The organism is Mesorhizobium sp. M0051 (genome assembly GCF_040323235.1).
In the GTDB taxonomy this organism is placed as follows: Bacteria; Pseudomonadota; Alphaproteobacteria; order Rhizobiales; family Rhizobiaceae; genus Mesorhizobium.
Window position 1 is genome coordinate 51,151 of the sequence record NZ_JAMYUT010000012.1, and the last position, 17,990, is coordinate 69,140.

The window sequence follows — 17,990 nt, forward strand, 5'->3', positions numbered from 1 at the left end:
AATCCAGCCGGCCTTTCGCCGGATACGAAGATGGAGAAGCCGGGCGTTCCCGCGGGACGAATTACCAGGATCGGTGTTTGCCATGCTGGTCGCCGCCGGCGGAGTGTCGGAGGTGGAACTCGGCCGGTTCGCCGACGGCAGGCCGAGCCGGCGAGGACGCCGAAGGGTTTCCCCACCGCCAAGGTCCGCTCCTCGCCAGTGCCGAGGTGCCGAAACCCGCGACGTCAACGCTCATTTGAGAACGGATGCCTCCACGGCGGCCAACGGCGCTTCCAGCGTCCAGGTGATCCCATGCGAGGCGTTCTCAAGAGTCCCCTTGCCCCCAACTGCCTGGGGCGCAACTCGCTTCAGCACCACTGTTCCAAAGCCGCCTTCTCCGACGGTCTGCACCTGCGGCCCGTCTGTTTCGGCCCAAGTGAGATGAAAGAACCTCTCTGCTCTGGAACCCGTGATATCCCACGTGACGGAAATGTTGCCTTCATCTCCTGACAGCACCCCGTATTTGGCTGAGTTGGTCGCGAGTTCGTGAAAGGCAATTCCGAGATACTGGACCGCGTTGGGGCTGAGGACAATGGACGGTCCGGACATGGAAATGCGCCCCTCATTGCCGAACGGTTTGGTTTGCGACAGCAACAGTTCGAAAAGGGTGACGCCTCTCCAATCGCCCAACACGAGCAAGTCATGCGAGAGTGAAAGAGCCATGATCCGCTCGCGAACCTGCCGTTCGAAGGCCGAGGGATTTTCGGCGCGCTTGTTGGTTTCCCGGATCATTGAAAGGATGACAGAATACTGGTTCTTGACCCTGTGGTTGACCTCCCGCATCAGCAACCGGATACGATGCTCGTTTTCCCGCGCCGATGAGATGTCGCGTGCGATCTTCGATGCGCCGATGATGTGCCCGGCAGCATTGCGCACGGGCGATACCGTTAGCGAGACCGGAACCAGAGTGCCATCTTTGCGCTGGCGGATCGTTTCGTAGGTCTCGACCCGTTCGCCACGGCGGATGCGTTCCAGGATACGCGGCTCTTCGTCCTGATTGTCATCCGGGATCAGCATGGTCACCGACCGACCTATGGCCTCCTCGGCGGTGTACCCGAACAGCCGTTCGGCGCCCCGATTCCAACTCTTGATGATGGCATTCAGATCTTTGCTGACGATTGCATCGAACGAGGATTCCACGATGGCGGACAAATGGTGCCTGGCTTCCTCCGAAACCTGGCGTTCGGTCAGGTCAAACAGCATGTTAACGGCACCGATCAAATTGCCGTTCTCGTCCCGGATCGGAGTGGGATAAGGCTGGAACGGGAAGAAGGACCCGTCCGGACGCTGCGCTATGGCGTGCTCATTGCGCACAGCGCGGTTTTCTCTGAGCGTGATCGCCATTGGGCACTCGTCATGTGGCAATTCCTTGCCGTCAGGAGTGAAGAGCTTGAATGTCACGCACCATTTGTCCTTGCCGATCTCGGGCTCTCTACCTGCAAGCTCAGCGGCGGCGCGGTTGTAATAGGTGATCGTCCCGTCCTGGTCCGTCGTGTAGATGGCGACGGGGAGGTTATCGAGGATCTGGTGATAGGTGCTGTCTTGCCGCCTGAGCTCTGCCCGCGTCCGCTCGAGGTCGGTCACATCCATGGTGAAACATCGGATGTTGATCAGCTTGCCATCCCGGAAATGGCCGCTCGACGTGATTTCGACATGTTTGATTGAGCCATCGCAGGCCCTAAGTCGCGCCGGGTATCTCGCGATCTTCTCGCCACGGTTGAGGCGCCCCAAGATATCGTCGATCACCTCCCGGTCGGGATAGAAGTCGGCAATGTGGCGACCGACATAGGCTTCTGCGGAATAACCGAGAAGGTCGAGTTCAGCTTTGTTGGCACGCAGAATGACACCATCTGCGCTCAACAGATGAAGCGCAGCGGCACCATTCTCGAAGAAATCCTGGTAGTCGAATTCGCGACCATCCTCACGGGAGGTTTCCGGGTTCTTGTAGGCGATTACATTCGCCCGCGGTACTTCATTCATCCCAAGGCCTCAACTCGACCGCCCTCAACGCGGCCAAGGACGATTCGTTCCAGCCACTCGTCCCCGAAGCCCAGCAGAGGCTATCGGAGAAGCTGACGGTGGGCTCGCACCGAAGGCCGTGCGGCAAGCAGAGCAAACCGAGTGCCAGCGTCAGCGGATGGCTGCTGCGCAAAACACAGGAGCTGTTGGCAAAGCGCCGCGAGCGCGAGCGCAATGGCGCGACCGGCCAGCGCACGTAATGGACCACTCCACGCCGTTCGTACCAGCGGAACGGGTGGGAGCAAAGGCGAAGGCAGTTTGGGGGGTGTCGCATGGGCGACGATCCACCCGCCCAAAACGAAGGCGCAGTGAGTGCTCCCGGTATTCCGCCACCAGTTGGGACAGCCGTTCCTGCCAATACTCCCGAGCATGCGATCGTGGTACCACCGGTCCTTGGGCCATCCGAAGCCGGGATAATGACCCCACAAGGGACATCGCTTTGGATCTCCGGGACCCCTGAAAGCGAAGGCGGTCCGCCAGCCGCAGTCGTGCGAGCCTGCCGCGCGGCGATACCATCGGCTGCGGCGCCATTCGGCCCTGTGCGTTTACACGCATCGAGCGCAGGGCCCTTGCATCGAAGCGGGGTATACTGCACGGCGAAGATCGAGATGCGAACAGCTACGCAGGACAGAGTGGGATCGACGTTAGGCAATCGGTTGCCGCCTCGACCGCGCGGGCAGGGTCACTGGAGTAATTAGAGCTGTCCGTTGAGAGGGACACAGCGCCATCCGTCTGGGGTTGAGCGGACATTGCGGCGCGGCAGGCGCTCAAAGGCACACACGTCGACCAGAACATCCCCACAGGACAACTGGCAGTTCGATGATTGCATCGCTCCACCCAACTGGCCGGACGATTTTGCTTCGACTCGAAATCATTAATCCAAGTGGCGCTTGAGAGCCTAAATCAACCCGTTGCGCACGTTCAGGTGGGTGAACGCTGTCAGCAGAATGGCGCCGATCATAAAATACAGGGTTGATTCAATGTGGCCGCATTGGAACTGAATCCCAGCGCACAGCAGGGCCAGCACAACGGCAAGGAAAGCGATGATGCGCGAGAAGTCGTCGGACATGGGCGACCTTTGTGATTTGGCGGCCACCCTCAATCGGCCCGCGCGCTCAATATGACAAACTTTTCCTTTTTGCAACCTCGGCCCGTACAGACTCTTGGCCGGATGAACCCGCCGCTCCTAACTTTTCCAGCGCGCCTTGATCGCGGCAGGTGTGGCGTGGAAAGGAATCAGCGCTCAAAACGGGGACCTTCTGCTTCCTGCACATTCCTGCCGATTCTCAAGCAGCACAAACACTGCCGCAATTTTTCCCGAGACAAGGGCAGGGCTTCCGGGGAAATAGCCGCCCTAAGATGCGCTCAGCAGAGCGAAGCACTGCGGTGGCTGGACCACCTGCAGTCGTGTAGTCACATCATTTGGCCAACTGGCGCCAGGTACCTTGGGCGCCTGGCGTGGGACGGAAACTTCTGCTTGTCGCCGGTCTTATTGGACGAGACCGTGTTTGGAGACAGACTGTCGATGAGCCAATCAACTTGCGATGTGTTGCGAGGCGGGGCTGACGCTCTCGGGGAAACGAAGTGGGGAATTGCTACACAACATGCTCGTCTTCGCAGTGCTCATTTTGTGCAGCGCGATCTACCGGTTTCGAAAGTGCTTGGTAGGAGTACCACTCCGCGCTGGTGGACTGACAACTACAACAATACCAAATGATGGTGACGGCCAGCCACATCCAAAAGGCGGGCCGTCGAGGCTTACCCGGTTTGTCGAATGCGCTCGGTCACTTATTGCAGTGCTGCGTGTTCGATGTGACCGCACCGCTTGCAGTGTTGTTGTCTAGGTCATTGCCGGCGGAGTCCTTGCAACGGTCGCTCGCGCCGTTCGGTTTTCCAGTGGTCGAATTTGTCGTCGTAGAGTTGGTCGAATTCGGATCAGTTGTGATGGCGTGTCTTGTGCCTCAAAGCCGAGACGAACGGCTCTAGCCACCGCTCCAGACCGAGTTCGAAAGCTGACATTCGGGCCACCGCGCCAGAGAGCCGCCAATCACTCAATTGTCTGGGAATTACCAAGCCTCGGCTATCCGGAACAAATTACCCTACAGCAGCTTTGGGCAATCGAGTTAACGCTCGTGCGGCGGGTTCACCAATCGATGTATGCCGCCGCGAACGAATGCGGCCTCGGCCGGCAGGAGAAACCCGATGTTTGCAGATGAAATTGCAACAAGACGCCTGAAAATGCTGGTCGAGCAATATGTCGAAACCAGAAAAAGGCGACATGACGTCATTTCTACCTCGACCGCAGAATCTGCAATTCGGGAGGTACTCCCGAACTGCCCGATTTCCGGAAAAGCCTTTGATGACCTGATCGCAGCCAGCGCCATCGCACATGGTCTAGGCGTACGGTTTGACAGATCGATCTCAACGGAGAGCCCTGGCTGAGTAAGCTATTGAGGGGTTCACGCGGCCGCGTGGATATCCACGTTTGGTACGTTTCCGACGCTATTCAACATGCGTGCCGCATTTAAAAGTCGAGCAACGCGGAGCAGCCATGCCGAGATTCTTCTTTCACATTCGGACCCGGGACGGCCAGCTCCTCAAGGATCCAGAGGGGCAGGAGTGCGCAAATTTGCAAGTGGTAGAAGACGATGCCATGGCGTCCGCCAAGGAAATCCTGGCCGAAGGACTGTTGGCCGGGAAGCCGCTCCTCACCGGCAATTCGTTCGAAATCTTCGATGAGCGCGACGTCCTGGTCTTGGAATTCCCCTTTTCACGCGCGGCGGAGAAGCCGGGTGCCCGTCCGTAAATGCCTAACGTGATTAGGCGTTGTTGCCCGCAGAACCTATATGTGACCTATCGTTCGCACGTTTTCACGGGCGCGAACGGCTGGGAGATCACTGAGCTCTTGCCCTATGAAGGGTGGAGTCATGTCTAACCAGCCAAACATCACCTATCGCAATGCCCTGTTGAAGCGACTTTCTCGCGCAGACCTCGACCTACTCGAGCCACATCTGAAACGGGTGGATCTGCCGTTGCGCACTCCCCTTGAAACCGCCAAGTTCCCGATCGAATACGTCTATTTCCTGGAAAGCGGCATCGCCTCCGTCGTTGCTAAGATTCCGAAAGGCCGCGATACGGAAGTCGGCCTGATAGGTCTGGAAGGCATGACCGGCGCACTGGTGGTGCTTGGCGGCGATCTAGCCGCACATGACACCTACATGCAGATTGTCGGGGAGGGCTTCCAGGTGCCTGCGTCAGCGTTGTCGGCAGCCATGTCCGAAAGCGCGACCCTTAAAGCCCTGCTGCTTCTCTACGTCCAAACGCTCTTTATTCAGACCAGCTACACCGCCCTGGTGAATGCCCGGTCGAAATTGGACGAACGGTTAGCGCGCTGGCTGCTGATGTGCCAGGACCGGGTGAGGGATGACAGATTTGCTATCACCCACGAGTTCATTTCCGTCATGCTCGGCGTGCGGCGCCCCGGCGTGACCGTCGCCATCCAGGAACTTGAAGGCAAGGGGCTGATCAGAGCGAACCGTGGTGAAATTCTTATCCGGGATCGTGATGGCCTCTTTCAGATTGCAGACGGCACCTATAGCGAGCCGGAACATGAATACGAGCGGCTGCTCGGCAAAATCTAGCCATAGTCGGCAGCAGCGGCGAAGGTGACGATCGCAACGACCGTCCCGTCGTCGAGCGCGACCTCATACAGCATCACGTATCAAAGGTTTCCCCGCGCGCAACTGCTCCGCCATCAGGTCCTTGGCAGCCCAGCTTGTCCCTAGTACTAATAAGCTGTGCGAGCAGCTTTTTGAGCTCCGGCTTTGGGTCGGGAACTCTACCGCCGTGGTGTGGGGTATCACTTATGGAAGAGAACGCTATCAGGCTCGAAACGTACAGGTCCTTATCGCATGTTCTGATTACCGCAGCTGCGACGTCATCTCACGGCCCTAATTGTTGCCGACACTCGAAATCGGCTCCCTACCTGCGGGCGCAGCGATGAAGAGCTGATTTACAAGAAGACAGGCAACAGCCGCCGCGCAGCTGCTCCTCGGGCACAATAAGCTTGACAGCACCGCCCGCTATCTTGGCATTGAAGTGGACGACGCATTGGCTATTTCCGAACAGGTCGAATTGTAAGCCGTCGCGGAGCGGCGCTCCGTGACCGATCCAGACGCTACAGATCCGTTCGTGAACGTCCCGAACGGTGATGGATAGCAAGCGTTCGCGCCGAACGAGCGCTTCTGCAAACGCTGCGCTGGCACTTGGCTATCTCAACGCATGGAAGTTGGGCAACGGATATGGTAGCCTGATCTCGTGTCCAAAAAACCGTCATACTGGTGGACGGGGACATTGCTATGTGGCCGAACCGACGCATCCTTGATCTTTTCGGCATCGAGCTGCCGATCCTGCAGGCGCCGATGGCGGGTTCGTCCGGGCCTGAACTGGCGATCGCGGTCTGCGAAGCGGGCGGGCTCGGCTCGCTGCCATGCGCCATGCTGGCCGACGACAAGATACGCGCTGACTTCGGTATCGTCCGGCAACGCACCAGCCGGCCGCTAAACCTCAATTTCATGTGCCACGTGCAGCCGGTTGTCCATGCGGATAGCGAAGCGGCCTGGCGCAAGCGCCTCGCGCCTTATTACAGCGAGTTCGGCATCGACGCCGATGCGATTCCCTCCGGTCCAGCCCCCATTACCTTCAACGAATCGGGATGCGCCATCGTCGAGGAACTTTCACCGAAAGTGGTTAGCTTCCACTTCGGCCTGCCGGAACTGCACCTGTTGGAGCGGGTGAAGGCCACCGGCGCGAAACTGATTGCCTCGGCGACGACCGTCGAAGAGGCGCGATGGCTCGAAGTGCGCGGCTGCGACGCAATCATCGCGCAAGGCGCGGAGGCAGGAGGCCATCGCGGGGTCTTTCTTGGCTCGGATATTTTGAGTCAGCCTGGCACATTCGCGCTGGTGCCGCAGATCGCCGATGCAGTCGCAGTGCCGGTGATCGCGGCGGGCGGCATTGCCGACGGGCGCGGCATCGCCGCCGCCTTCATGCTCGGCGCGTCGGCAGTGCAGATCGGCACCGCCTACCTGCGCTGTCCAGAATCTCTGGCCAGCGCGGTCCATAAAAGCGCGCTGGCATATGCGCACGATGACGGGACGACACTTACCAACGTGTTCACCGGGCGTCCGGCACGGGCTATCGTCAACCGCTTCATGCGTGAAATGGGACCGATGGGCGCCAGCATCCCGGACTTCCCGCTCGCAACCTCCGCCGTGATGCCCCTCAGGACCAAGGCCGAGGCATCGGGGTCAGGGGATTTCTCGCCGCTGTGGGCCGGACAGTCGGCCGCGCTTGGCAAACAGTTGCCGGCGAGAGAACTGACGCTGAAATGGACCGCGGATGCGACACAACTGATGGGGCTGCAGGTGCCCGATCGGCTTGGCTGACCAGGCAGTCTCTAGGTTAGAATTCGGGGGGTCGCCATTGGTCAGATGGTGTGGCGTCTAGCGGCTGTGAGTAAGCTCCTGGCGCACTCAATCAGAGCAGTTAGAGCTACCACACCTGAGGGATATTCCTCGCCCTGACCCGAACTCACCACTGCGTTCCGACAGCCGACTGCGACCCCCGAATTCATGAACGCGCTCGAAATTACCCGATCTCAGGTCAACGCGACCGTGACAGGATCATCCGCTGGGCCAACATCGAGTGCACTACCGAGTGCTTGGCTGGGTGGGGAATTTCCTTCGGTCGATGAAGCCGCGCGGACGGGCGGCTGACAGCACTGCGGGGCACGTCGGGCCGCATAGGCGCGGTTTTAGCTCACGGGATTGGCTGCTCCCCATTTGTGCGACGTCCGGAAGCATCCACACCGTATTTCCGGCTCAAGTTCACCGCATCGATGAGGCGAAGGCGGCTGACCAAGGGCGGCATAGGGCGGCATCACGCGTTTCGTAACGGTAGCCCAAATAGCGCCGAGAGCGGCGTAAAGACGGTCTCCGGGGTATCAAAGTTTGATTTCGCTCCCGCCGATCAAGCTCGCACCTCACGGTGTGATCAGCCTGCCACGGTTGGCGTTTGCTCAGCGCGCCGCTCTCCTGATTGTCGCCACATCTCGTAGGCCAGCGGCCACAGCGCCAGCATCGTCGCTGCGCTCCCGACTAGAATAGGACCGCGCCGAGCGGCACAAAGCGCACGGCGGCCATAACAACAAGCGCTCCGAGCACCAGAGCACGCAGACGCTTAACCAGAATCCCGCTGTGAACGATCCCCAGCACAAATGCCAAGGCTGCAAAGCGGCTGATGCGCAAACTGCTGAAAAGCAGAGTCATGCACCGCGCGTGATGATCACCGACAAGCTCGGCTCTTACGTGAAAGAGCGTGGTGGGGAAAGTGAAACAGGTGGCAAACGGATCGTGGATGGAAACGAACCGCTTAAGTTGGCCGGATGACTTGAAGCGCTTCATGATCCGCTGTGGCTGGTCGAGAGATCATGCCGCAGGTCGAACATCGCCGGCACAAGGGATTGAACAACCGAGCGGAGAACTCGCACCAGCCGATACGACGACGAGAACGATCCGCCGACCATCGTGAACTGCGCTTCGCTGCCACGGAAACTTGGCGCGAAATCACTCACGTCACTGCTGGCATGAAACTTGGATGAGGACGCCACCACTTTACCCTGCGAGCGATAACTTTACGGTGCCGTCGCATGCGTGGAAATACTGGCGGGGTTCGAGCACCGTCACACGGGCGACACGCAGATGCTTTTTTCGTGTTATGATGGGCTTGCAACGCGCGTAATTTCGACCTCGGCGTTATGGCAGAGGCCGAACGCCATTTTGCCCGGCGCAGGAAGGTTTGCGCCCCCAGCACGGACTCAACACCGAAGCGCTGGGCGTGTTGCCTCTTCTTGACTGATCCGGGCGAGGAGGTTGTCCATGTCCACGAGTAATGTCGACCGCCCGCTGCAGCCGGGCGACCGGGCACCGAATATTATGCTCGACGCGATCTCGCGCGAAGGCAAGATCGCGCTCGATGATTTTCGAGGCCGTAGCCCGTTACTGATCGGATTGTTTCGAGGCCTGCACTGTCCGTTCTGCCGGCGCCATGTCGCGGCGATGGCGCAGCTCAACCCGGCCCTGAAGGAGAAGGGCGTCGAATGTCTCGCAGTGGTCAAGACGCCGGTCGAACGTGCGCGGCTTTACTTCCGTTACCATCCGCTACCCAATCTTCTTAGCGCATCCGATCCGGAGGGGACTTCGCATCGCGCCTTCGGTTTACCCATCGTCGAGTTGACGGAGAATGAAACCGAATGGCCGCACAAAGTCGGAATGGACCTGGTCACGACAATGCGGATCGATCTGGCGGGGGAGTTGCCCGAACCGATGAACCCGGCTGCGGCGGGCGACTTTCTCGAAAAAAAGGACGGGTATGAAATTACGGAGGCCGACCAGCAGATTATGATCGCCGGTCACATGCCGCTTATCGGCGAGTTCCTGCTCGATCGGGAAGGCGTTGTGCGCTGGAGCTTCACAGAAGCCGAAGAGGGAGGTCAAAATGTATGCCGGGCGCCGAATCCCGCGGAATTGATATCAGCAGCTTCCCAACTCACACATTAATCAGCTGCTGAAATGGGCTGCTGAAAACTCGTGTCGCTTGGCACCTAATTGTAAGAATGCGCCGGTTTGGTTCAGGATTGGCATTTAATCGTGAGAATATTGGACGCCAGATTCTCAAGTTAACTGCAATCGCATCAGCGGAAAGATCATTAATCCTTTGACCTTTATACACTGTCTTCTGGAAATTAAATCCCGTTACGCTGCAGACGCTGGTCAAATCAAATGCCGACGGCCGGCATGATTATCAACTCAAGTGCACGTTCTCAAATTAAGTGCACAGCTGACCAACTGAATTGATTGAAAAGCGATTCTCATAATTACTGTAAAGCGACACTATCCTCCACACTTTCGCCGAGATGGCCTCGGCCGGACTGATCGCGGCCGAGCTGAAAATCAGCCAGCGCGCCCGCTCGACCTGGTCGCCGAACTCGGCATCCGGGAGGTGACGGCCCGGGGGCGCTACCGGGCGTGGGGGATCATGTAGGATCGCCCGAACTTGCTCCTCGGCAAATCCAAAATCATGCACCATCATGCCATTGATGCTGCACGGCTTTCTCAAATCGGGATTTCGTCCGCGGACTCATCGTCTGTTCCATGCACCCTCGACGGTGGCGCCGGTGATCGGACTGGCGCTGGCTGGCTCGAAGCTGTGCAGGAATGTCCTCGTTATAGCGCCAGCGCCCGTTTGAGATCGTCGTGTTCGAAGGCGCTGGCCATGCGGTTGATCTCGGCTGGGCGGGCGCCGACCTCCTTGGCGGTATCGCGCCAGGTTGCGGTCACGGTCGCGACTTCTTTGATTATTGCGCGGGCTTGCGGCAGTGTGAGCGCGAAAAACTCCGACGCGGCTTCCAGCAGATCGAGCGAACAGGTGCCCTCATCGAGATCGATGTTCGTCGTCAGTACCCGGGCCTTGAGATCAGTCGGAACGGGATTGAGGTCGTATGCCGGCGAGAGAGACCAACCCGCCTTTCCAAGCCACAGGAAACCGTGATTACGGAGGTGGTCGTCGACATTGGAGATCAGCACGTTGAAGACGACACGCCGATATAAGGCATGGGCGTCCGTCTTTCCCTGAGCGCCGTGTTGAGCGAGAGCATCGACGATCTCCGGATAGCTGCCGCGCTCGCCGTCCTTGGCGCCCGTCATCGCCATCGCCGACAGGAACGGGGTGCGGATCGCCCCGTCACGATCGAAGCGTCGCGACAGCATGACCGCCTTGCCGGCGACGTCGATCAGCTCGTGCTGAGGGGTGGCGATACCTGCCTGTCCGGCCAGCCGCAGCGCGATCTCTTCCCAGGTCTCCATGCTGTAGTCGTCGGTCTCCTTCGGAAATTTCGCGATGGAGAGGTGACCATGTTGGTCGATGACCGACGCCTTCGGGCGGGCACCGCCAAGGGAGGAGCCTGGGGCAAAGATGAGCTGCAGGTCTTCATCCGTTTCTTCGTCCCGGAGAACCCGTTCGGCGATCTGGAGCAATCGGCCAAGCTCGATCAGGGCAGGAACGCCGGCACGGATCGGCGCTTGGAAAATCTCTTCGCCGACCCAGCGGAATCGGAGTGCGCCAAGCCGGGTCTCATCGGCCACTCCAAGGAGGTAGTCGCTTTCTACAAGCGTGCGAACCGCGCGGCCTTCCCGATCGGCGAGACGGCGTTCGGCGCGCTGCATGAGGCGCCGGCCCCAGGTGTCAGGCGCTGAGTCACCGATGGAGCCGAATGTCGCAAGACCGGCAGGAGGGGCGAAGGCGCCACGGGTCAGAGCAAGGGCTGGCTCCAGGGAGAAGCGGTCCGGGTCCTCAAGCCATGCGCCGTCATACTCGAAGAGGATGGTCTCGATGCCCCGGACGCGATTGCTCCTCGCCAGTCCGACCGGGCGTGTGCGGCCGTCCAAATCGACATGGACCTCGAAGTCAGTCATCGCGGGACGATCCGGTTGGCCGCCTGAGGTGGACATGCTTAGGCAGGTCGGCACTGGCGAGCGCCTGACCGACGCTGTCGTTGCTGATGTCGGCGACCTGGCTCAGGCCGTCGAGCAGGCCGAGCGCCTGCAGGACGCCGGCATAAATGCCGACGCTGACGTTGGGGTCGCCAGCTTCGACTCTTTGCAGTGTCGAGCGAGACGTGAAGGCGCGCTCGGCTACGACCGCCATCGGCAGCCGTCGGCGTCGACGGGCATCATGGATGTCCGCCCCAAGTTTGCGCAGCGCGCGCCGCACTGCAGCAGGAGGGTTGTGTGGAGTGGGCATTTGACACCTTCGCACTACAGATTGAGCGGATATGTAGCACGAAGATTACAATCTTTCTATACCCCAGTAGAGAGCGAAGGTTCGATCGTCATGACGGCATCCACCGGGGACCCCCCGAACGTCGGCGATCGCGGCGACCGTGGTTTTCACGTCCGCGGGCTCGCTGGGCGACCGTCAACGCGGAAGGCAGCGTTATAAGATTTCGGCAATTTTCTTATAACGTCGCTTGCATCGCTTGAGCTCATGCCGTTATAAGAGAAACTCATTTTTCTTATAACGGAGCCGACGCATGAAGACGGTCGATCTCGTTTATCGCACGATGTATGCGGAACTTGTTCAGCGCTGCCTTGATGCATCGTTCGAAACCGACTTCTCCACGGCGGGAAATTTTGTCCGGGTGCCGGTGAAGGGGCGGGGCTATTGGTATTTTGAGGAAACCCAACCCAAGAAAACGCGGAAGTATGTCGGCCCGTCCGACGACCCCGAGATCGCGAAACGCGTTGAAACCTTCCAAGAGATTAAGGAAGACCTCCGCGGCCGACGGAAACTCGTCTCCACGCTGACTCGCGAAGCAATGCTGACTGCTCCGGACCGGTTCACTGGCGATGTCGTTGAAGCCATGGGAGCAGCAGGAATCTTCCACCTAAGAGGCGTGCTCGTTGGTACGGTTGCCTTCCAGACGTATGCAGGACATCTCGGTGTAAGGTTGCCAGGCGCTTCATTGCAAACCGGCGATGCCGATTTCGCGCAGCACTACTCGATCTCGTCGTCAGTCGAAGACAGCCTGCCGCCGATCCTGGAAATCTTGAGAGAGATTGACCCAACCTTCAGGGAAATCCCCCACAGATCGGATCCCGGACACACGACGCAATTCGAGAATGCAACGCGATACAAGGTCGAGTTCCTTACGCCGAACCGGGGATCCGATGACTTCACCGACCATGCCAGTCCGATGCCAGCACTAGGGGGAGCTTCGGCGCAGCCCTTGCGTTTCCTCGATTTTCTGATCCACGAGCCCATCCGGACCGTGATGCTGCATCGGTCAGGGGTGCCTGTAACCGTGCCGTCGCCGGAACGGTATGCAGTTCACAAGCTCATCGTCGCCTCTCGCAGGCAATCAGATGCAAATGGCGTCGCCAAGCGCGAAAAAGACGTCTATCAGGCCAGCCTCCTTGTCGAGGCACTGGAGGCGACCCGGCGCAAGGACGACCTTGCAACAGTGTTCTCGGAAGCGTGGGGCAGGGGGCAGCACTGGCGCGAGGCGATGCTGAAGGGGCTGGGCCTGATGCCGCCGAAGAAACGACAGGAAGTTGAGGACACAGTCAGAAAGGCCCTTTTCGAGATCGGCGAGGAGCTGGACGGCTTCGACCCGGCCGCCGTGAAGTCGTAGCCGGAAAAAGGGCGAGGCCCGAAAGCCGCCCTTATCACTTGGGATTGAGGACGACCCTCGTGGATCAGCATCGGGTACGAGGGAGTATACCGTAGCTGTTAAGGTCTGTTCGCCGTGTGTCCGTCCAAAATCGCATAAAAGGCAGACTGGCGTGATGTCCGGAACATTAGGCATTTCACGGGGTCGCCTGCGCTGAACGCACCGTCGAGCCGTTGGCCTTGTCAAGACGTCGGGATAATTGCCAAGCCGATTGCGGATGCGATCCTGGATGAGAGGCAGGCGTTGCGCCGCCCAAGGCTTGTCGCCTTCAAGGAACTTGGCGGTTACAAGTCTAAGGATCGGCGGCTCCAACGTGTTGAGCGCGGCGAATATCCAGGTGATGGCGCGCGCCCGGGCATTTACATCGTCCGGCAACAGGCCCGGATGGCGTTTCCGCGATATGGAACACGATCGACCCGGTCCCGAACAACCGGAGATCGCCTTCTTCGTAGGCCGGAATTTGCCCGAAAGGTTGAAGCGCCAGATGCGCCGGTTCCTTCATCGCCTTGAACGAATCGAGGCGAACCTCGTAAGGTTGGCCCACTTCGTCCAGCGCCCAGCGAACGCGCGTATCACGCGCCAGTCCCTTGCCGCCATCGGGCGACCGCTCAAAGACGGTAATGATGGCGGTCATCGCTTCTCTTGATATCTTTGTTTCGGTCCCAAGGACGAACGATGGCGCGTTTCACGATACTGACCCCCGAAACTTTGCGGCTCGCTGCGCCAAGCCTCCACCAGCATTTCATGGTGTGTCCTGTTCCAATACGTTTGGGAGGGCGACTTTGGGATGACCGCCCATCAACAGCTAAGACGGACCAGTCCAGCGAAAGGATACGTCGCCGGCATCAGGATCTGCGCCGCGTGCCTAGGCCCGAGGCGGACGGGAGCCGAAATTCCGGCGAGCACGGTTATGACCGAATTGCGGACGGATCGGATTTAATTACATTCAACTTGCCCCGAACGTGGTCCGGCATTTGGCAGTGGCCTCCTCGAGCCAGTTCTCCCGTTGCTCCTCGGAACTGCCGACAACTGGCCTGAACACATGTCGTTCATGTTCCAGAACCCCGCAATATGGGAGGACGCATCGTCCCCAGATCAGTCCGAGCGGATCACCGAGATCATTCACCTCTCTCGTCGCATCGGTATCGGAAGTATTGAAAATAATGGCTTTCTTGATCGAGAGGAGGCCTTCGGGCAACCCATCCGCGGTTTTCAGGCGATAGGCAACACCAGGAACCAGAACGCGATCGAGCCATCCCGCCAGAATTGCAGGTGGCTTCCCCCACCAGTTCGGGTGGACGATCAGTAAACCATCCGCATTCGCGACTTGCGTCCGGTGCTGGAGCAAAACGCGATCTTCGGCGCGTGAAAGCGCTTCTTCCAGCGTGTCGCCGACCGTGTAGGCCTCTTCCGCGGTTAGGCACGGATCGAAGCCTTCCATATAGAGATCGTGATGTTCGATTGCGTGGCCGTCGCCGATCAGCGCGTTGCGAACGCGTGCAGAAATTGCGTGGCAAAAGCTGTTGGCACGCGGGTGGGCTATGACGGAGAAGATGCGCACCGTTTACTCCTCGGCTGAGAGGCGCAGGAATTGAAGGACGGGCAACCCGAGCTACCTCGCCTTGGTTGGCGTGCCGACATTGTCGATACCACGAGAGAACGACAGATAAATGTTCGTTGATGGCCGATGACGGCAAGGTAGCGCTGCCGTTGTCGCCAGGATCGGATCGGTGCAGATCAGCGCATCTGCCGGCGACGTATCCTTTCGCTGGGTTCATCCGTCGGGCGATCTGGCGCCAGGCATAATCCCATTTCCTCCAGGCGCTGTCCCAGACATTTGGGTCGAACCGGTGCGATAGGTCGGCGACCTCGGAAAGCGTGATCTTGTAGGCGGCAAGGGTGGCGGGCGGGGTGATGCTGGCGCCCTGCTTGTATTCCTCCAACGCCGTCTGAGGCGCGCGGGACAGGTAAAGTGCTTCGACGCCGGGCCGATTGAATCGCCCGCCGTCGATCGCTGCTCCTGCCCCGCTTGTGGGCAGGAAAGCCCATTTGGGTGTCAGATAGCGATGGAATATCTCGTCCGGCCCGACTCGGGTGACTTTCACCCGCGCGCCCCATTCTCGAGATCCCGAATGAAGGCCAGGACTGCTTCGACCTGGCCGCCGGCGACGAGCTCGGCCGCCGTGCGATGGCCATAGTCGGCGATCGGTTCATTGCGATACCAGTAGATCGCCTTGTTGACGTCGCCGGTGAGCTCCGTCGCGGCTGAAATCACCTTCACCATCTCACGCAGCCGACCCTGCAGTCGCTCCGATGATGGATTGCGGAGCGTGTTACGGTGGACGCCGGTCAACTGCGCCAGGTTGGCTACCTTGACGCCCAGCGCCTGCGACAGGCGCCTCGGCGAGATATATGGGGTGCGCGGTTCCTGCAGGCTGTCGACAAAGCCCGAGATCATTGTGGAATGTGCTAGCTGTGCATGGGCCATGACAATTCTCCGACCTCTCATTGCACAATATATGCACATTTTAACGCATAGCAAATGAACGGAGGCCTGACCCCTTGCAGCGCACTGCTGTCCTTCCCCATTATTCAGCGGTTGCTAACCGCAGTAACGCTCCATCTCGGTCACTTTACTAGCGCTTTCCGTCTACCAGACGCGGATATGGCCGGGTCAACACCTACCCGACATTCACGGCACTCGGCACTGACTCCTTGCTGACCTTCTCCAAGACGAGCCCAAGGGCAAATCGTAGCCCAAGTGGGGACAATCGACAGCTGCGATGACCGTATGTAGCTGCTTGGCGATCGAGCCTCGAAGTCAACCTGATAGACTTTTGAAATGGTCGGCATAAAATTCGCTTTTCTGCTTTCAATGAAAGCAACGCGAAATGGCCGAAGAACGCCCCCAACGCCGCCTTGCCGCCATATTGGCTGCCGACGTGGTGGGCTACAGTCGACTTCTGGACGTGGACGAGCAAGGAACGTTGGCCGCGTTAAGGAGGAGGAGGAAGGAAATTCTCGAACCGCTCGTGCGCGACCGTAAAGGCCGTATTGTAAAAGTGATGGGTGATGGCGTTCTGGTCGAGTTCGGAAGCGCCGTGAACGCCGTGTCATGCGCCGTGGACCTTCAGAAGCGGATGGCGGCCGCAAACGAGGGTGTGACCGCCGACCGGAGAATCAACCTGCATATCGGCATCAATCTGGGCGATGTCGTCGTCGAGGACGGCGATCTGTTCGGCGACGGCGTCATTGTCGCAGTGCGGCTCCAGGCAATGGCCGGGGCAGGAGATGTCTTTGTGTCCGGCAGCGTCTACGACCAAGTCAAGCGGAAGCTCGATTGCGGCTTCGACGAACTTGGTCCGCAAGCGATCAAGAACGTCACCGAACCGGTGTCAGTCTACCGGATCTCGTTGTCGACCGCGTCGGACGATGGCGGGCTCGCAGAGAAAGCGCCTCTGCAGCTCCCCGCCAAGCCGTCCATTGCCGTCCTCCCCTTTACGAACATGAGCAATGATCCGGAGCAGGAGGCATTTGTCGATGGCCTCACCGAAGACTTGATCACGGATCTGTCGAGGACAAGCGAGTTGTTCGTCATCGCCAGCAACTCGGCATTTGCATACAAAGGCAGGCACGTTGATGTGCGTCGCATCGCGCGCGAATTGGGCGTTCGCCATCTTCTTGAAGGTAGTGCACGGCGGGCCGCTGGACGGGTGCGTATCAACGCCCAACTGATCGACGCGATCGCGGGTGACCACCTTTGGGCCGAAAGATTCGACCGCAGCCTAGAAGATATCTTCGCTGTTCAGGATGAGGTGACCGGCAAGATTGTCGAGGCTCTGGTTGGCCGCCTGACCACAGCGCCGGCGCGCAGCAGACCGAGCAACCTGGAGGCTTATGATATCTGTGTGCGTGCCCGGGCCCTTGGTCTGCAAACGGCGCTTACCGCGAAAGAGGCCATTTTGCTGCTGGACCGCGCAATCGCGCTCGACCCGGAATACGCGGAGGCGCACCGTTGGCTGGCACTCAACCTCTGGCTGGGCTGGGAGTTCTGGGATGAACCGATGGACCCCAACCGCGCAAGAGCGCTCGCCGAAGCGCAGCTGGCGGTCGAACTCGATCCGAACGACGCCGGGAACAGATGGGTATTGGGCGTCATATTGGGACATGAGAGTCGCTGGGCGGAATCGGATGCCGAATTCAATGCTGCCCACGAGCTGGATCCCAACCACGCCGATGCTTGGGCTATGCGGGCCGAATTGACGACGCAAAAGGGCCGACCTGCCGAAGCCATAGACCAGGTCCGCAGGGCACTGCGACTCAACCCTCACCCGCCCGGTTGGTATTATTGGATGTTGGGTCAGGCCCAATATGCCATGGGCGACTACGAATCCGCGATCCAAACGCTGCGCAGGCCCGAAACCTATCGCACGACTTCACGGCGCCTGCTTGCAGCAAGCCTTGCGCAACTTGGCCGTTTGGAGGAAGCGCGCTGGGAGGCGAAAATGTTCATGATGAGCAATCCGCACTTCACTATCCGGCACTGGTCGGAATCGCAGCATTCCCGGCCGAAGACGTGCGACGGCACATCGAGGAAGGTTATCGCATGGCGGGCCTGCCAGCATGACTGTCATTAGTTATA

Annotated in this window: 13 protein-coding genes and 6 pseudogenes; 10 read left to right on the forward strand and 9 right to left on the reverse strand. The window is 59.4% G+C overall.

What is annotated here, in order from left to right; all coding sequences use genetic code 11:
- Positions 1–231 precede the first annotated feature (231 nt).
- Both NKJ90_RS14640 and NKJ90_RS14645 read right to left on the reverse strand, forming a co-directional pair.
- The gene (locus NKJ90_RS14640; RefSeq protein ID WP_352486203.1) at positions 232–2,019 is read right to left on the reverse strand and encodes a PAS domain S-box protein; all 1,788 of its coding nucleotides are present in this window, start codon (positions 2,017–2,019) and stop codon (positions 232–234) included.
- Between the two features lie 937 nt (positions 2,020–2,956).
- Positions 2,957–3,127 carry a hypothetical protein gene (locus NKJ90_RS14645; RefSeq protein ID WP_352486204.1) on the reverse strand — a complete coding sequence of 57 codons (171 nt, stop codon included), beginning with the start codon at positions 3,125–3,127 and terminating at the stop codon, positions 2,957–2,959.
- 1,133 nt (positions 3,128–4,260) lie between these two features.
- Here NKJ90_RS14645 and NKJ90_RS14650 point away from each other — a divergent pair.
- The 5 genes and pseudogenes from NKJ90_RS14650 to NKJ90_RS14670 all read left to right on the forward strand — a co-directional run bounded on the left by NKJ90_RS14650 (position 4,261) and on the right by NKJ90_RS14670 (position 7,505).
- Positions 4,261–4,500 carry a hypothetical protein gene (locus tag NKJ90_RS14650; protein WP_084025654.1) on the forward strand — a complete coding sequence of 80 codons (240 nt, stop codon included), beginning with the start codon at positions 4,261–4,263 and terminating at the stop codon, positions 4,498–4,500.
- 109 nt (positions 4,501–4,609) lie between these two features.
- Positions 4,610–4,864 (forward strand): DUF6894 family protein, encoded by a 255-nt coding sequence (locus NKJ90_RS14655; RefSeq protein WP_023761978.1) that lies wholly within the window; start codon positions 4,610–4,612, stop codon positions 4,862–4,864.
- Between the two features lie 121 nt (positions 4,865–4,985).
- Positions 4,986–5,699, forward strand: a complete 714-nt coding sequence (locus NKJ90_RS14660) for a Crp/Fnr family transcriptional regulator (protein WP_023761977.1) — start codon at positions 4,986–4,988, stop codon at positions 5,697–5,699.
- Positions 5,700–6,068: 369 nt separating this feature from the next.
- Positions 6,069–6,198: pseudogene (locus NKJ90_RS14665) on the forward strand (tyrosine-type recombinase/integrase); the annotation flags it as partial.
- A gap of 218 nt (positions 6,199–6,416) precedes the next feature.
- The gene (locus tag NKJ90_RS14670) at positions 6,417–7,505 is read left to right on the forward strand and encodes an NAD(P)H-dependent flavin oxidoreductase (RefSeq protein ID WP_352486205.1); all 1,089 of its coding nucleotides are present in this window, start codon (positions 6,417–6,419) and stop codon (positions 7,503–7,505) included.
- Positions 7,506–8,216: 711 nt separating this feature from the next.
- Here the strand turns inward: NKJ90_RS14670 and NKJ90_RS33515 are convergent.
- Positions 8,217–8,522, reverse strand: coding sequence for a hypothetical protein (locus tag NKJ90_RS33515; protein WP_502904909.1), 306 nt, complete (start codon positions 8,520–8,522; stop codon positions 8,217–8,219).
- 11 nt (positions 8,523–8,533) lie between these two features.
- Between NKJ90_RS33515 and NKJ90_RS14680 the strand changes: the two are divergent.
- The 3 genes and pseudogenes from NKJ90_RS14680 to NKJ90_RS14690 form a co-directional block, all read left to right on the forward strand.
- Positions 8,534–8,719, forward strand: a pseudogene (locus tag NKJ90_RS14680) (IS6 family transposase); the annotation flags it as partial.
- A gap of 277 nt (positions 8,720–8,996) precedes the next feature.
- Positions 8,997–9,677 (forward strand): peroxiredoxin-like family protein, encoded by a 681-nt coding sequence (locus tag NKJ90_RS14685; protein WP_352486206.1) that lies wholly within the window; start codon positions 8,997–8,999, stop codon positions 9,675–9,677.
- 356 nt (positions 9,678–10,033) lie between these two features.
- Positions 10,034–10,161, forward strand: a pseudogene (locus NKJ90_RS14690) (helix-turn-helix domain-containing protein); the annotation flags it as partial.
- A gap of 182 nt (positions 10,162–10,343) precedes the next feature.
- Here NKJ90_RS14690 and NKJ90_RS14695 read toward each other — a convergent pair.
- Positions 10,344–11,591, reverse strand: coding sequence for a type II toxin-antitoxin system HipA family toxin (locus tag NKJ90_RS14695; RefSeq protein WP_352486207.1), 1,248 nt, complete (start codon positions 11,589–11,591; stop codon positions 10,344–10,346).
- Positions 11,584–11,919, reverse strand: a complete 336-nt coding sequence (locus NKJ90_RS14700) for a helix-turn-helix domain-containing protein (protein WP_352486208.1) — start codon at positions 11,917–11,919, stop codon at positions 11,584–11,586. The genes NKJ90_RS14695 and NKJ90_RS14700 overlap by 8 nt, the downstream gene beginning before the upstream one ends.
- 289 nt (positions 11,920–12,208) lie before the next feature.
- Between NKJ90_RS14700 and NKJ90_RS14705 the strand changes: the two genes are divergently transcribed.
- Positions 12,209–13,309: a nucleotidyltransferase family protein gene (locus tag NKJ90_RS14705; RefSeq protein ID WP_352486209.1), complete on the forward strand. Its 1,101-nt coding sequence runs from the start codon at positions 12,209–12,211 to the stop codon at positions 13,307–13,309.
- A gap of 182 nt (positions 13,310–13,491) precedes the next feature.
- Here the strand turns inward: NKJ90_RS14705 and NKJ90_RS14710 are convergent.
- The 4 genes and pseudogenes from NKJ90_RS14710 to NKJ90_RS14725 all read right to left on the reverse strand — a co-directional run.
- Positions 13,492–13,982, reverse strand: a pseudogene (locus NKJ90_RS14710) (glutathione S-transferase family protein); the annotation flags it as partial.
- 312 nt (positions 13,983–14,294) lie between these two features.
- Entirely contained in the window at positions 14,295–14,909 is a 615-nt protein-coding gene (locus tag NKJ90_RS14715) for an NAD(P)H-dependent oxidoreductase (protein ID WP_352486211.1), read from the reverse strand.
- A 241-nt stretch (positions 14,910–15,150) separates the two neighbouring features.
- Positions 15,151–15,453, reverse strand: a pseudogene (locus tag NKJ90_RS14720) (RES family NAD+ phosphorylase); the annotation flags it as partial.
- A complete protein-coding gene (locus NKJ90_RS14725; protein WP_023759945.1) occupies positions 15,450–15,836 on the reverse strand; it encodes a hypothetical protein in 387 nt (128 codons plus the stop codon). The pseudogene NKJ90_RS14720 and the gene NKJ90_RS14725, both read right to left, overlap by 4 nt.
- A gap of 403 nt (positions 15,837–16,239) precedes the next feature.
- Here NKJ90_RS14725 and NKJ90_RS14730 point away from each other — a divergent pair.
- Positions 16,240–17,975, forward strand: a pseudogene (locus tag NKJ90_RS14730) (adenylate/guanylate cyclase domain-containing protein).
- The last annotated feature ends 15 nt before the right edge of the window (positions 17,976–17,990 follow it).